Below are 14,663 nucleotides of genomic sequence, written 5' to 3'. Positions count from 1 at the left end.
TTTGAGCCAAACCGGCTTTGAAAAAAAGGGCCAGTTATGCCATTCTGGCCCCATGTCGCCCCGCGCCCTCGGTCCCGCCACCCTGATCCGGCATCTCGGCGCCTGGCGCACCCCCGGCAGCGGCGCGGCCTATCGCCAACTGGCTGGCGCGGTACGACTGTTGATCCTGGACGGACGACTTCCCTTGGCGGCCAAGCTGCCAGGCGAGCGCGAAGTGGCGCGGGCGCTGGGTTTGAGCCGTACGACCGTCTCTGCCGCCTACGGCAGACTTCGGGATGACGGCTTTCTGGACGGGGGGCCGGGCGAGGCGGCGCGCACCCGACTGCCAGCCGCGCCCAGGGCTCGCGCGACGACGGAGGAATCGCCGCGCTCTGAGTCCGCCGGGCCTGGCATGATCGATCTGACCGCCGCCGTCCTGCCCGCCGATCCCAATGTCCACGCCGCCTATGTCCGCGCGCTGGAGCGGCTGCCGGCGAACCTGCCCGGCCACGGCTATGAGACGGCCGGGTTGGAGGAACTGCGCGAGGCGGTGGCCGCCGGATATCGGCGTCGCGGCCTGCCCACCTCGCCGGGTCAGATCCTGATCACCCACGGGGCGCACAACGGCCTGGTCCATCTGCTGCGGCTGACGGTGCGGCCCGGCGAGGCGGTGGTGTTCGACCACCCCACCTATCCGCAGGCGATTGACGCCATCCTGGCCGCAGGCGCCCGTCCCGCTCCGGTCGCCCTGCCAGACGGTCCAGGCGACGAGGGTTGGGACGTCGAGGGTCTCGCCTCCGCCTGTCGCGACAGCGGGGCTCCCATGGCCTATCTGGTCCTGGACCACAACAATCCGACCGGCCGGATGATGCGGGCCGCCGATCGCCTGCGTCTGCTGGCCGCGCTCAAGGGGTCGCAGACCCTGCTGGTGCTGGACGAGACCCTGGTCGAACTGACCCTCAGCGGCCCGCCCGCCCTGACCGCCTCCGCCGTCGACGCCCCACGCATCGTGCGGCTGGGCTCCATGTCCAAGAGCGTCTGGGGAGGACTGCGGATCGGCTGGATCCGCGCCGACCGCGCCGTGATCCAGCGTCTGGCCCAGAGCCGCGCCAGTTTCGACCTCGGAACCCCGATCCTGGAACAGCTGGCGGCGGTCGAACTGCTGAACGACGGCGGCCAAGCCCTGGCGGCGCGCCGGCCCCTGCTGCGGGCGCGGCGCGATCATCTGCGCGCGCACCTGGCCGAACGCCTGCCGGACTGGATCTGTCCACGCGCGGCTGGGGGCTTGTCGCTGTGGGCGCATCTGCCCGCGCCGATCAGTTCGGCCCTGACCGTTCTGGCCGAGACCGAAGGGCTAAGACTGGCCGCGGGCCCCCGCTTCGGCGTCGACGGGGCCTTCGAACGCCGCCTGCGCCTGCCTTACACCCTGCCCGAACCCGTGCTCGACGAAGCGGTCGAACGGCTGGCAAGGGCGGCGCACAGGCTGACGCGGGGCGGCAAGCCGGCAGTGACGAAGCCCACGCGCCCCGTGCCTATCTACTGAGGCGCACGTCCCGCGGCGCAGAGTGACGACGCGCTCTGCTCGATCTTACGTCTCCCAGCCGAACCCGCACACATCTCTTCGTCTCGACTTGGGATCGAAGGCAGAAGCGTGACCTTAATATGACATGTGAATGTATAATGAGCGCACTCACTGCGTTTTATGATGCATGAGCGTTTGTTTAGAATAACCCTGTCGGCAGCCGGCGTCAATGCTGAATATGTCTAATTTGATATAGTGTATTGCAACTAAGATATACATTGTATCAGCCTAGATACATTGTGATTGGTTGACGGTGGATTTGTCCTGATTTTTGGGGGTTCCATTGAAAATTCATTCCATCCGTCAAAAGTTGCTGACCAGCAGCATCTTGTTCGGCGCCATAATGATCGGGGCGACGCCGGTGATTGCACAGGAGGCCACCCCTCCAGTCGGCACGGACGTCAGCGAGATCGTGGTGACCGGATCACGTATTCGCCAGGCGAACCTGACGACGACCAGCCCGGTGACCCAGGTGACATCCGAAGACATCGCGGCCTCAGGGGTGTCGCGCATCGAGGACATGGTCACCCAGCTGCCCCAGGCCTTCGCCTCGCAGAACTCGACCGTCTCCAACGGCGCCTCGGGCACCGCGACCGTTTCGCTGCGAAATCTTGGGGCCTCGCGCACCCTCGTCCTGATCGACGGTCGTCGGATGGGCTATGGGTCGCCGAATGACATCGCGGCGGATCTCAACCAGATTCCCGGCTCCCTCGTCGAGCGAATCGAAGTCCTGACCGGCGGCGCGTCCGCCGTTTACGGCTCCGACGCCGTCGCCGGCGTGGTCAATTTCATCATGAAGAAGGACTTCGAAGGCATCCAGCTGGACGCCAAATACGGCTTCTACCAGCACAATAACGACTATGACGGCGTCGGAAACATCCGCGAGGCCATCGCCGCGCGGGCGGAAACCAATGCGTCCCAGTTCCAGCTCCCCAACGACAATGTCATCGACGGCGAAAGCCGCGACGTCACCCTGACCATGGGCGTGTCCTCTCCTGACGGTCGAGGGAATCTGACGGCCTACGCCGGCTATCGGAGCAACAACGCCGTGCTTCAGGCCAACCGTGACTATTCAGCCTGCACCATCACTGCGCCGAGTTCGGGAGACACCTACGACTGCGGCGGCTCCAGCACCTCCTATCCGGGACGTTTCATCGCCTCGACCGGCAGCTACACCCTCGGCGAGAACCAGACCTTTGTCCCGTATTCGGCATCCGAGAACGCCTACAACTACGGTCCGATGAACTATTACCAACGTCCGGACGAACGATATACGTTCGGCGCCTTCGGACATTATCAGATCAATGATCACGCCGAAGCCTATGCTCAACTGATGTTCACCGACTATTCGTCGGTGGCCCAGATCGCGCCGTCCGGCGATTTCTTCAATACGTCGACGATCAACTGCGACAATCCACTGATGTCGGCCCAGCAGGCGACGACGATCGGCTGCACCGCCGCCAATATCGCCGCGGGCGACAGCGTTTCGCTGCTCATCGGTCGAAGAAACGTCGAAGGCGGCGGCCGTCAGGACGTCCTCAACTACGAATCCTACCGCGCCGTCGGGGGTGTGCGCGGCGAGATCTCGAACGGTTGGGACTACGACGTCACAGGCCAGTTCTCCAAGGTCCGCCTGTCGCGGGTCTATACCAATGACTTCTCCGTCACCCGCCTGACCCGAGCCCTGGACGTCGTCAGTGTCGACGGCGTCGCGACCTGCCGCTCCGTCGTCGACGGCACCGATCCCAACTGCGTGCCTTACGATATCTTTTCCGAAGGCGGCGTGACGCAGGAGGCGCTGGATTATCTGCAGATTCCGCTGGTTCAGACCGGCGAGACCACCCAGCAGGTGCTGACGGCGGCGATGACCGGCGACCTCGGTCAGTATGGCGTCAGATCGCCCTATGCGGATGGTGGCGTTCAGGTGGCCTTCGGCGCTGAATACCGCCGCGACGCCCTCACCTCCACCACCGACGCCGCCTTCGCCTCGGGCGACGGCGCCGGTCAGGGCGGCCCGACGATCGGCGTCAGCGGCTCCAGCGACGTCATCGACATCTTCGGCGAGGTCCAGGTTCCGCTGATCGACAACCTGCCGGGCATCTATTCCGCCTCGCTGAACGCCGCCTATCGCCGCTCGGAATATTCCAGCCTGTCGACCGACACCTACACGGTCGGCTTCGACTATGCGCCGGTCCAGGACCTGCGTCTCCGGACCAGCTATTCGGAAGCGGTTCGGGCGCCCAATGTTCTGGAGCTCTACTCGGCCCAGGGCCTCGGTCTCTTCGATCTGGACGCGGATCCCTGCGGCGAGGCCATGACCGCCACCTTGGCGCAATGCGTCGCGACCGGCATGTCGGCTGACGATTACGGCAGCTCTGTAGTCGATAATTCCGCGGGCCAGTACAATCAGCTGACCGGCGGAAACGAGGATCTGAATCCGGAAACGGCGAAGACCTTCACCCTTGGCGCGGTCTACACGCCCGGCTTCCTTCCCGGGTTCAATATCTCGGTCGACTATTTCAACATCAGCGTCGACGATCTGATCTCGACGGTCGGCGCCGCCAACACCCTGGCGCTCTGCTACGACGACAATGACGCGGCGGCCTGCGCGCGCATCAATCGCGACGCCGATACCGGCGCCCTGTGGCTCGGCGACGGCTATGTGGAGAACCTGTCGATCAATATCGGCGGCCTCAAGACCAGTGGCGTCGACGTCAACGCCAACTACGGCTTCGATTTGGCCGATGTCCGTCTGCCCGCTGTGGGCTCGATCCGCCTCGCCTTCACCGGCACCTGGCTGGAGACCCTGGAAACCGACACCGGGACCCAGACGGCCAGCTCGGTCTATGACTGCGTCGGCTACTACGGCTCGGATCAGTGCGGTTCGCCCAACCCGGAATGGCGTCACCGCGCCCAGATCACGTGGCGCACGCCCTGGACGGTCGACCTGAGCGGAACCTGGCGTCACATCGGCTCGGTCGATTTCGGCTCGAGCCTGACCGGAAAGGTCGAGGGGGAGCTGGATTCGACCTTTGACGCCATGAACTACTTCGATCTCGGCGCGACCTGGCAGGTCAACGACACGCTCGAGGCCCGCGTCGGGGTCAACAACGTGCTGGACAGCGATCCGCCGGTTTCGCCCTCGGGCGCCAACGGCAACACCTATCCGGCCCTCTATGACGCCCTCGGACGCTATGTCTTCGTCAGCCTGAAGAAGAACTTCTAATCAGGATGGAGTAGAGACAGGAAAGGCGGCGAACCCCGGTTCGCCGCCTTTTTCATGGAGTTTGGTGGGGCTCAGACGTCCAGGTCCACCGTCACCGGGGCATGGTCCGACGGGCGGTCCCATTCGCGGACGTCGTCGTGGATGCGGGCGGTGTCCTTGACCACGGCCGTCGTCAGGCCCGGCGAGGTCCAGATATGGTCCAGGCGCAGGCCGCGATTGGACTTGCGGAAATCCGCGGCGCGATAGCTCCACCAGCTGGCCAGTTTCTGCGGCTCGGGGAAGCGGTCGCGCAGCACGTCGGCGAAGCCGCCCGTCTCCTGAAGCCTATTCAGGGTCTCGACCTCGATCGGCGTATGGCTGACGATCTTGGACATGTAGCGATGGTTGAAGACGTCGCCCTCGCCCGGCGCGATGTTGAAATCCCCGGCCATCACCCGGGGACGGGCCCGGTCCTCACCGGCCACGAGGGCGGTCAGCTGTTCATAGAAATCCATCTTGTGATCGAATTTCGGATTCAGCGCGCGATCGGGAATGTCTCCGCCGGCGGGAATATAGAAGTTCTGCACGTCGATCCCCGCGACCTTAGCCGAAGCGCAGCGGGCGTGGCCCAGCTTGCAGACCTGGATGGTGTCGCTGTCCTCCAGCGGCAGACGCGAGGCGATGGCCACCCCGTGCCATCCCTTCTGGCCCGCCACCCGCAGGTGCGGCATGCCCATCTCTTCGAAGGCGTTGCGCGGAAACTGGTCCGTCGTGCATTTGATCTCCTGCAGCAGCAGGACGTCGGGCGCGCGTTCGTCGACGAACCGCGCCACCTGGTCGATTCTCAGGCGGACGGAGTTGATGTTCCAGGTGGCGAGGCGAATTGTCATGGCCCCGCTTTAGCAGGCCTCGCCCCATAAAAAAGGCCCGGCCGCTACGGGCCGGGCTTATGGAAGTTGATCGTCTCTCTCGCCGCCGGGAGGGGGATAAATCCGAGCGGTAGGACGGCCGCCGCCGTCCTGTGCTTTAGATGTCACGATCGGTAGAAAAGGTCAAATTGTCATATTTACCGTTTGGACGTGATTATCCGGCAACGGATGGATAACGGCGGTCCATGAGTTCCGAGCTAGTTACGGCCGGGGCGACGGGTCGGGTCTCGCAGCTGGAACAGGCTGGCCGACAAGCCCGAGGCCGGCTGCAGACTGGTCAACTGGGTCCGCGTCCGCGCCCCCTGGGCGTCCGTGATCGTCCATTCGTGCAGACGCATCGGACTGCCGGCGAAGGCTAGGACGACCGTGCCGTCGTTGGGTCGGCCGGCGTCGCGCGCTGTGATGGCGAAGGCGCCGGAATCCATCCGCGTCACCCGATCGATGCGGACACCCTGATCCAGCCGCACGTTTCGCGCCAGGAAGGTCGACAGCGGCGTGCGGCCCAGCGGCACCTGCTGGAAATTCTTCAAACGCGGGTCATAGCGTTTGACGTTGTAGCCGTCCGACACGACCAGGAGCCCGGCCGGATTGGTGTATTCGAACCGCATCTTGCCTGGACGCTGCAGATAGAACCGGCCCTCGCGGCGTTGCCCGCCCGGCCCGGTCTCGACGAAGCTTCCCTGAGCCGAGGTCAGGGCCTGGAGATAGGCCTGGGCCTGCTGGACCACGGCGCGGTCTTCAGCCGACAAATTCGCCTGGGCCTCGGCGACATCAAAGACGCCCAGGGCCGCAAACCCGGTCACAAGACCCGCCCCCAGCAACAGCTGGCGGCGTTGGAGTTCGACGGGGGCGAGGGCCTGGGCCCTGGAGATGGCGCGTTCAGTCATGTGTTCAGTCTCCCGGTCGGGATGGTCAGCGATCCTGCCGTCATGCCCGGCCAGCTTGGCGTCGAAATGACGTCAGCCTGACCATATTCCGGCGCTCCGATGAAGCCCTGTTCATCGCGACGCTGAAGCTTGGAAGGACAGCGGGTTCAACAACGGGCGTGACAGGCCGCCGTTCCCCTCATCACCCCTTGGCGGGGCTAGCCCCGCTTTGAGGCCTTGCGGAACGCGGGCTGGGCCATGGCGACATTGCGGGCCGAGACGCTCTTTTCCTCAGCCCGGGCGCCGGCCTGGGCGTTAAAGCCGTGTCCGGCGCCCCCCGCTCGCGCCTTCTTGGCGGCGAGCGCCTGTTTCAGCTTGTCGGCGGCGGTGGGCGTGGGCGTGGTTTCGTCGGTCATGCCATACCCTAGCACGCCCATCCGGACGAGTCTGGCGCCTCAGCCCCGCATCAGGCGGCGGCACAACTCGTCCAATTGTTCCAGCGACCCATAGCGGATGGTCAGATCGCCCTTGCCGTTCCTGTCGTTCAGCTGGACGCTCAGGCCCAGAGCGTCGGCGAGATCCTGCTGAAGAGCGGCGACGTCGGCCTCTCCCTCTCCTACAGTCGCCGGCTTGACCTTGACCGGCTTGGGACCTTCGGCGGCGCGACGAACCAAGGCCTCGACCTGGCGGACGTTCAGTCCCTCGTTAAAAGCCTGTTCCGCCAAGGCCGGGGCGTTGGGCGCGGTCACGAGGGCGCGGGCGTGGCCAGCCGTCAGCTTGCCGTTACGGACGTACCAGAGCACCTCCTCCGGCAACTGCAGCAGGCGCAGGGTATTGGCCACATGGCTGCGGCTCTTGCCGACAATGCCGGCGACCTGGTCCTGGGTGCGCCCGAACCGCTCCATCAGCACGCGATAGGCGTCGGCCTCTTCCAGAGGGTTCAGATCCGCCCGCTGGACATTCTCGATGATGGCGACTTCGAATACCTCGACATCGTCCATCTCACGCACGACGATCGGCACATCGGTCAGACGCGCGGCCTGGGCGGCGCGCCAGCGACGTTCACCGGCGATGATCTGCCAGACCCCATCCTCGCCGGGTTGCGACCGCACCAGAATGGGCTGAAGCACCCCCTTGTCGCGGATCGACGCCGTCAGTTCTTCCAGATGTTCCTGGGTGAAGATCTTGCGCGGTTGATCCGGATTGGGCTTCAGGCTTTCGATCGGCGCCGTCTGCACGCCCGACGGCAGGGTCGCCCCCGCTGCGGTCGGCGCCTCCACATTTTCGCCCATCAGGGCCGACAGGCCGCGGCCCAGGCCTCTTTGTCGTTCAGCCAAGATACTGTTCCGTTTCTTCTTCCAGGGATCGGCCGCCTTGAGCGACCGCTATCAAGCCGCCAGCTTCAGCCGTTGACGTTCCCGCTTCACCACTTCCTTCGCCAGGCGGAGATAGGCCTGGCTGCCGGCGCATTTGAGATCATAGATCAGCGCCGGCTTTCCGAACGAAGGCGCCTCGGCGACGCGGACATTGCGGGGAATGACGCTGTCATAGACCTTGTCGCCAAAATGGGCGCGGACGTCATTGGCGACCTGGCCCGACAGGGCGCTGCGCCGATCAAACATGGTCAGGACCAGGCCCTGAATTTCCAGTGCGGGATTAAGGCTTTGCTTGACCATGTCGATGGTTCGCATCAGCTGGCTCAGGCCCTCCAACGCGAAGAATTCGCATTGCAGGGGCACCAGAACCGCATCTGCGGCGGCCATGGCGTTCAGCGTCAGCAGGTTCAGCGACGGTGGACAGTCGATCAGCACATAGTCATACGCGGTAGGGCCTTCGTCATGCGTCCTCAAGGCGTCGCGCAGACGATAGGAGCGGCGATCCGCCTGGCTCAATTCGATCTCGACGCCCGACATATCGGCGTCGGCCGGCACGATCCACAGGCCGGGAACAGTCGTTTGCACCGCGGCGTCGTCGATCGAGCGCTGATCGACAACCACATCATAGATGGTGACCCGGCGTGTTTCACGTGGAACACCCAGACCCGTCGAGGCATTGCCCTGGGGGTCCATATCCACGATCAGGACGCGCTTGCCGATAGCGGCCAAAGCCGTTCCCAGATTGATCGCCGTCGTGGTCTTGCCCACACCGCCCTTCTGGTTGGACACGGCGAGAACGCGGGCAGGCAGTTTGCTAGTGCTGGGGGCGGGCACGTCGAACACTCCGGACTGTCACGATGCGGCCGCGCGGGTCGCTTTGCGACGGGGCCAGTTCAGCCTCAAAATGCCAGGATTTCCGCGCCTCGATCAACTCGGATTCGGCCTTCTCCCCCTTCAGAAACAGACCTTGTGCACCCCTTTCAAAGTAGGGCTGTGCATAACCCAGCAACTTCTCCATCGGCGCGACCGCGCGAGCAGTGACGATGTCGCATCGGATCGTTTGAGCTTCGGCCCTGCCGTTCACGACCGTCGCCGGAAGATCGAAGGCGTCCACCACCTCTTGCAGGAAACGACACCGTTTTCCCAGACTGTCGATCAACCAGATATGGCCTCCAACTCTGCCCTTCAACAGAATCGCCAGCACCACGCCCGGAAATCCCGCGCCCGCGCCCAGGTCGGCCCAGGTCAGAGCATCCGGCGCGAGGGCCAGTAGCTGGGCGCTGTCCCAGGCGTGCCGGTTCCAGAAATCCGGCAGGCTGTCGGGACCGACAAGGTTCATCACCTCGTTAGCCTCGGTCAGACGGAGACGAAAAGTCTCCAGGTCCGCCATCTGCGCCACCGTGGCGCCTGTCTTGGCCTGGAAGACGGCTCGTTCCGCGTCCGACATCAGGCGGCGACCTCGCCCTTGGCGGACGCCCTGGCCGGCGCCTTCTTCACATGGGCCAGGAGGGCCGTCAGGGCGCCGGGCGTCATGCCTTCGATACGACCCGCCTGGCCCAGGGTTCTGGGCTGAATCCGGGCCAGCTTCTCCTTGACCTCGTTGGACAGGCTGCCGATGGCGGCATAATCCAGGTCGGCAGGCAGTAGCATCGCCTCTTCGGTACGCAGAGCCTCGGCGTCTATCGCCTGCCGATCCAGGTAGTTGGCGTAGCCGGCGTCGATCTCGATCTGTTCACGGATCTCGGCGCCCCATCCAGAGATGGTGGGACAGACGGGGACGAAATGGTCCAGCGTCACGTCGGGGAAGGCCAGCAGTTCGCGCATCGACCGACGCCGACCGTCGGCGTTGACGGGAATCCCGAGGCTGTTGGCTTCCTTGGGGGTGAACAGGGTTTCACGTGAAACAGTGCTGGCCACGGACAGTTTCTCGGCCTTGGCCTGGAACCGCACGCGACGTTCGTCGCCGACGATCCCACACTCAACGCCCAGCGGCGTCAGTCTCTGGTCGGCGTTATCGGCACGCAGGGTCAGTCGATACTCGGCCCGGCTGGTGAACATGCGATAGGGTTCGGTCACGCCCCGTGTCACCAGGTCGTCGATCATGACGCCGATATAGGCCTGATCACGCCCCAGAATCATCGGAGCCTGCCCCGCCGCCGCCCGCGCCGCGTTCCACCCAGCCATAAGGCCCTGGGCGGCCGCCTCCTCGTAGCCGGTCGTCCCATTGATCTGGCCCGCCAGATAGAGGCCTGGCCGCTTCTTCACTTCCAGAGCAGGGGTCAGCTCGCGCGGATCGACATAGTCGTATTCGATCGCATAGCCGTACCGAAACACCTCCACCGCCTCCAGACCGGGGATGGTCCGCAGAAAGGCCAGCTGGGTCGCCTCGGACACCGAGGTCGAAATCCCGTTCGGATAGACGGTCGGATCGTCCAGACCCTCCGGCTCGAGGAAGATCTGGTGGCTGGTCTTGTCGGCGAACCGGACCACCTTGTCCTCGATCGACGGACAATAGCGCGGTCCCCGGCCCGACAACTTGCCGCCATAGACGGCGCTCTCGCCCAGATTTTCGGCGATGATACGATGGGTTTCCTCGGTCGTATGGGTCACGCCGCAAGCGATCTGCGGCACGGAGATCTGGTCGGTCAGGAAGGAGAAGGCCGACGGCGTCTCGTCCGCCTGCTGCATCTCCAATTGGTCCCAGGCGATGGTGCGTCCGTCCAGACGCGCAGGGGTGCCGGTCTTCAACCGTCCCATCATCAAATCCGCACTGTGGAGATCGGCGGCCAGCCCCGTCGATGGCGCCTCGCCATGACGACCCGCCGGGATCCGTTCGTCGCCGCGGTGGATCACACCGTTCAGGAAGGTGCCGGTCGTCAGCACCACGGCCCCTGCCCGCAGTCTATCGCCAGCCCCCGTGACCACGCCCGTGACCTGATCGCCGTCCATGATCAGGTGTTCAGCCGTGCCCGCCATCAGGGTCAGATTGGACGTCCGCGCCAGTTCGGCCTGCATGGCTTCGCGATAAAGGCGGCGGTCGATCTGACTACGCGGGCCGCGCACGGCCGCGCCCTTCGACCGGTTCAGCAGGCGGAACTGGATGCCGGACACATCGGCCAACCGCCCCATTAACCCGTCCAAGGCGTCGATCTCACGCACCAGATGCCCCTTGCCCAAGCCGCCGATGGCCGGATTGCAAGACATCTCCCCGATGGTTTCCAGCTTCTGGGTCAGCAGCAGGGTGCGAGCGCCGGCGCGCGCCGATGCGGCCGCCGCGTCACAGCCGGCATGGCCGCCGCCGATGACGACGACGTCGAAGCAGATTTCGGTTGAGGCTTTCATCCGCGCCACATAGTGCAAATCCGGCGTTTTCGCCAGAGGTCAGGGCGCGCACGAGGGTCGATGAACGGGGTCATACTTAAGGTGTTCACGTGAAACACCGGTATTACTTTCCGATACAGAAGCTCGAGAACACCTCGCCAAGGATGTCCTCTACCCCGACCTCACCCGTCACCCGCGACAAAGCCGCCGCCGCGCGTCGCAAATCGTCCCCCGCCATTTCAGGCGCAATATCCAGGGCCTTACGCCCCGCCTCCACCGCCGCCAACGCCTCGGTCAGACGAAGACGATGTCGCTCCCGGGTCACGGCCGGAAAGTCCGCACCAGACAAATCACGGGCCAGCCGTGCGGCCAGCCAGTCGTGCAGCCGCGACATCCCCTCGCCGCTTCGAGTGCTGACCGTCAGAACCTCCAGCCCTCGATTAGGCACGGCTCCCTCGAGATCCGCCTTATTGGCCACCACCAGGTCGCCCGGTCGAACATAGTCGGCGGCGACCCCGTCTGGATCGCCCGGGGCGCGGACCCATAGTCTCAGATCCGCCTGCTCGGCCCGCGCCCGCGCCCTACGCACGCCCTCGGCCTCGATCGGGTCGTCGCTATCGCGCAAACCGGCCGTATCGGACAGGGTCACGGCATAGCCGCCGATGATCAGATCGGCGTCCAAGACATCGCGCGTGGTCCCCGCGATCGGGGTGACAATCGCCGCCTCGCGGGCCACGAGGGCGTTGAACAGAGAGGACTTGCCGGCGTTGGTCTCGCCGATCAGCACTATGCGATAACCGTCGCGGACCCGTTCGCCGCGCCGCCCCGTCTCCACCGCCCGACGCAGATCCTCCGCCAGCCGATCCAGCACGGGACCGGCGGTGCGAGCCAGATTGTCCGGCACATCCTCGTCGGGGAAATCGATCTCCGCCTCGACCAGCGCCAGCGCGTGCAGTAGGTCGCGGCGGAAGCCGGCATAGGTCTCACTCAGCCGTCCGTCCAACTGCCCGAGGGCCTGACGCGCCTGGGCGGTGGTTTCGGCGTCGATCAGGTCGGCGACCGCTTCGGCCTGGGCCAGGTCCATCCGTCCGTTCTGGAAAGCGCGACGAGTGAATTCTCCGGGCTCGGCCGGTCGAACGCCCAGGGCTATAAGGGCCTGGCTAGCCGCCTCGACCACGGCCCGGCCACCATGCAGATGCAGTTCGGCGCAGTCTTCACCGGTATAGGAATGAGGGGCGACAAACCTCAGCACCAGGGCCTGGTCGATGCGCACCCCGTCGTGGGCCAGATCGCGCACCGACGCCATCCGCGGCTTGAGCCGCGTCGCGCCGAGTGCGGTCAAGGTCTGTTCGACAGCCGGCCCGGACAGACGAAGCACGGCGATGGCGCCCCGTCCCGGCGGGGTCGCAAGTGCGAAGATGGTGTCGGTCATTATCTCAAGTCTTCTCCCCACAGCGTGGGGAGGTGGCGGGGCGCTTTTTCAGCGCCGTGACGGAGGGGTTCTCACCACGATAAAAGCTAGACGCCCGGGGCACGGCAAGGGCCCCTCCACCGCTTCGCGGTCCCCCTCCCCACTCTGTGGGGAGGAGACGGTGTCCGGTCACTTCACAGCCGCTTCCATCAGACGGCGGAACTGGTCCTGAGCCTGGAGGCCGAAACTGGTCCAGGTCTTCATCAGCTCTTCCGGCTGCATGGCGGCGACATTGGCCTCCATCCGCTTCTGCATCTCCGCCACCATCGCCTCGTTGAGCGGGGCGACATCGGGCAGACCGAGGAAGGCGCGCGCCTCGGCCGGGGTGCAATCGATCTCGACCTGAACCTTCATGCGAGCGTCTCCTGTTTCACGTGAAACGTCCCCGGGCTGATCAAATTAGATCAGGTGTTCATGGACTGGAAGAAGTCGGAATTGTTCTTCGACTGACGTAGTTTGTCGAGCAGGAATTCGATCGCGTCCTGCGGGCCCATCGGGTTGAGGATACGGCGCAGGACATAGGTCTTGGCCAGCTGATCCTTGGGCGTGATCAGATCTTCCTTACGGGTGCCCGACTTCAGCACGTCGATGGCCGGGAAGATCCGCTTGTCCGCCACCTTGCGGTCCAGCACGATTTCCGAGTTGCCGGTGCCCTTGAACTCTTCGAAGATCACCTCGTCCATCCGGCTGCCGGTGTCGATCAGGGCCGTGGCGATGATGGTCAGCGAGCCGCCCTGCTCCACATTCCGCGCCGCGCCGAAGAAGCGTTTCGGGCGCTGCAGGGCGTTGGCGTCGACACCCCCGGTCAGCACCTTGCCCGACGACGGGACCGTCGCGTTATAGGCGCGGCCCAAGCGGGTGATGGAGTCCAGCAGGATCACCACGTCCTTCTTGTGCTCGACAAGGCGCTTGGCCTTTTCGATCACCATTTCGGCGACGGCGACGTGGCGCGTGGCCGGTTCGTCGAAGGTCGAGGCCACGACCTCGCCCTTCACCGTCCGCTGCATGTCGGTGACTTCTTCGGGCCGTTCGTCGATCAGCAGGACGATCAGGATCACTTCCGGATGGTTCTTCTCGATCGACTTGGCGATGTTCTGCAGCATCACCGTCTTGCCGACCCGCGGCGGGGCCACGATCAGGCAGCGCTGCCCTTTGCCGAGCGGCGAGACGATGTCGATCACACGGCCCGAACGATCCTTCAGGGTCGGGTCCTGGATTTCCATATGCAGCCGCTCTTCGGGATAGAGCGGGGTCAGGTTGTCGAACAAGACCTTGGTCTTGACCATCTCGGGGTCTTCGAGATTGATCGTGTCGACCTTCAGCAGGGCGAAATAGCGCTCGCCCTCGCGCGGCGCCCGCACGGCGCCGTGGACGGTGTCGCCCGAGCGCAGGCCGAAGCGACGGATCTGCGAGGGCGACACATAGACGTCGTCCGGACCCGGAAGATAGTTGGCGTCCGAACTGCGCAGGAAGCCGAAGCCGTCGGGCAGGATTTCCAGCACCCCGTCGGCGATGATCTCGACTTCTTCGTCGGCCAGCGCCTTCAGGATCGCGAACAGCAGATCCTGCTTGCGCAGGTTGGAGGCGTTCTCGACCTCCAGCTGTTCGGCGAAGGCGACCAGATCGGCCGGCGTCTTCTCGTTCAGCTCGGCCAGGGTGATCCGGCCGTTGGCGACGACGGGCTCGCCGTCGTCCTCGTCGTCGGCCGTTGTGTCCACGCCGGAATCGGCGCCGGCGGACTCGCCGGCTTCATATTCGGCGCCGTGATGGGTCCGGACCTCCGCGTCGAGGGTCTCGGTTTCGGGCGTGTCGGGATTGGTGTCGCGGACGTCGGTCATGGTGCAGGCTCGCGGGCGCGCGCAACAGGGCTGCGGCGTCGGGTATCTGGAAATGTCTGGCCTTACGGCCGAAGGGGAGCGCGGCGGGCTCCCGCT

12 protein-coding genes are annotated in these 14,663 nt (G+C 65.0%); 2 read left to right on the top strand and 10 right to left on the bottom strand.

From position 1 onward, the window contains the following. Positions 1 to 52: 52 nt before the first annotated feature. Positions 53 to 1,522: a PLP-dependent aminotransferase family protein gene (locus H2037_RS07300; RefSeq protein WP_292119672.1), complete on the top strand. Its 1,470-nt coding sequence runs from the start codon at positions 53 to 55 to the stop codon at positions 1,520 to 1,522. A gap of 322 nt (positions 1,523 to 1,844) precedes the next feature. Then, complete coding sequence (locus H2037_RS07295; RefSeq protein WP_292119670.1) at positions 1,845 to 4,787, top strand: TonB-dependent receptor; 2,943 nt, start codon at positions 1,845 to 1,847, stop codon at positions 4,785 to 4,787. A gap of 71 nt (positions 4,788 to 4,858) precedes the next feature. Here H2037_RS07295 and H2037_RS07290 read toward each other — a convergent pair whose 3' ends face one another. The 10 genes from H2037_RS07290 to rho all read right to left on the bottom strand — a co-directional run bounded on the left by H2037_RS07290 (position 4,859) and on the right by rho (position 14,567). After that, the gene (locus H2037_RS07290; protein ID WP_292119668.1) at positions 4,859 to 5,656 is read right to left on the bottom strand and encodes an exodeoxyribonuclease III; all 798 of its coding nucleotides are present in this window, start codon (positions 5,654 to 5,656) and stop codon (positions 4,859 to 4,861) included. A 236-nt stretch (positions 5,657 to 5,892) separates the two neighbouring features. Next, positions 5,893 to 6,582 carry an outer membrane lipoprotein carrier protein LolA gene (locus H2037_RS07285; protein ID WP_292119665.1) on the bottom strand — a complete coding sequence of 230 codons (690 nt, stop codon included), beginning with the start codon at positions 6,580 to 6,582 and terminating at the stop codon, positions 5,893 to 5,895. 197 nt (positions 6,583 to 6,779) lie between these two features. Further along, positions 6,780 to 6,977 carry a hypothetical protein gene (locus H2037_RS07280; protein ID WP_292119662.1) on the bottom strand — a complete coding sequence of 66 codons (198 nt, stop codon included), beginning with the start codon at positions 6,975 to 6,977 and terminating at the stop codon, positions 6,780 to 6,782. A gap of 39 nt (positions 6,978 to 7,016) precedes the next feature. Beyond that, positions 7,017 to 7,898: a ParB/RepB/Spo0J family partition protein gene (locus H2037_RS07275; RefSeq protein ID WP_292119660.1), complete on the bottom strand. Its 882-nt coding sequence runs from the start codon at positions 7,896 to 7,898 to the stop codon at positions 7,017 to 7,019. Positions 7,899 to 7,949: 51 nt separating this feature from the next. Next, on the bottom strand, positions 7,950 to 8,747 hold the full coding sequence (locus tag H2037_RS07270; RefSeq protein WP_292119781.1) for a ParA family protein: 798 nt from the start codon (positions 8,745 to 8,747) through the stop codon (positions 7,950 to 7,952). 4 nt (positions 8,748 to 8,751) lie between these two features. Next, entirely contained in the window at positions 8,752 to 9,384 is a 633-nt protein-coding gene (gene rsmG, locus H2037_RS07265; protein WP_292119658.1) for a 16S rRNA (guanine(527)-N(7))-methyltransferase RsmG, read from the bottom strand. Beyond that, positions 9,384 to 11,279, bottom strand: a complete 1,896-nt coding sequence (mnmG, locus tag H2037_RS07260) for a tRNA uridine-5-carboxymethylaminomethyl(34) synthesis enzyme MnmG (protein ID WP_292119656.1) — start codon at positions 11,277 to 11,279, stop codon at positions 9,384 to 9,386. The genes rsmG and mnmG overlap by 1 nt, the downstream gene beginning before the upstream one ends. A 103-nt stretch (positions 11,280 to 11,382) precedes the next feature. Further along, positions 11,383 to 12,690 carry a tRNA uridine-5-carboxymethylaminomethyl(34) synthesis GTPase MnmE gene (gene mnmE / locus H2037_RS07255; protein ID WP_292119654.1) on the bottom strand — a complete coding sequence of 436 codons (1,308 nt, stop codon included), beginning with the start codon at positions 12,688 to 12,690 and terminating at the stop codon, positions 11,383 to 11,385. Positions 12,691 to 12,858: 168 nt separating this feature from the next. Further along, on the bottom strand, positions 12,859 to 13,083 hold the full coding sequence (locus tag H2037_RS07250; RefSeq protein WP_292119653.1) for a DUF6489 family protein: 225 nt from the start codon (positions 13,081 to 13,083) through the stop codon (positions 12,859 to 12,861). Between the two features lie 50 nt (positions 13,084 to 13,133). Next, complete coding sequence (gene rho, locus H2037_RS07245; RefSeq protein ID WP_292119652.1) at positions 13,134 to 14,567, bottom strand: transcription termination factor Rho; 1,434 nt, start codon at positions 14,565 to 14,567, stop codon at positions 13,134 to 13,136. Positions 14,568 to 14,663 lie beyond the last annotated feature (96 nt).

This window comes from Brevundimonas sp. (assembly GCF_013912065.1).
Classification (GTDB): domain Bacteria; phylum Pseudomonadota; class Alphaproteobacteria; order Caulobacterales; family Caulobacteraceae; genus Brevundimonas.
This window is presented reverse-complemented; position numbering and strand designations above follow the sequence as displayed.

Excerpts from the sequence above, each read along its gene's own strand:
- H2037_RS07300 (WP_292119672.1), top strand. The coding sequence starts at position 53 with ATGTCGCCCCGCGCCCTCGGTCCCGCCACCCTGATCCGGCATCTCGGC.
- H2037_RS07290 (WP_292119668.1), bottom strand. The coding sequence starts at position 5,656 with ATGACAATTCGCCTCGCCACCTGGAACATCAACTCCGTCCGCCTGAGA.
- H2037_RS07285 (WP_292119665.1), bottom strand. The coding sequence starts at position 6,582 with ATGACTGAACGCGCCATCTCCAGGGCCCAGGCCCTCGCCCCCGTCGAA.
- H2037_RS07280 (WP_292119662.1), bottom strand. The coding sequence starts at position 6,977 with ATGACCGACGAAACCACGCCCACGCCCACCGCCGCCGACAAGCTGAAA.
- rsmG (WP_292119658.1), bottom strand. The coding sequence starts at position 9,384 with ATGTCGGACGCGGAACGAGCCGTCTTCCAGGCCAAGACAGGCGCCACG.
- mnmG (WP_292119656.1), bottom strand. The coding sequence starts at position 11,279 with ATGAAAGCCTCAACCGAAATCTGCTTCGACGTCGTCGTCATCGGCGGC.
- mnmE (WP_292119654.1), bottom strand. The coding sequence starts at position 12,690 with ATGACCGACACCATCTTCGCACTTGCGACCCCGCCGGGACGGGGCGCC.
- H2037_RS07250 (WP_292119653.1), bottom strand. The coding sequence starts at position 13,083 with ATGAAGGTTCAGGTCGAGATCGATTGCACCCCGGCCGAGGCGCGCGCC.
- rho (WP_292119652.1), bottom strand. The coding sequence starts at position 14,567 with ATGACCGACGTCCGCGACACCAATCCCGACACGCCCGAAACCGAGACC.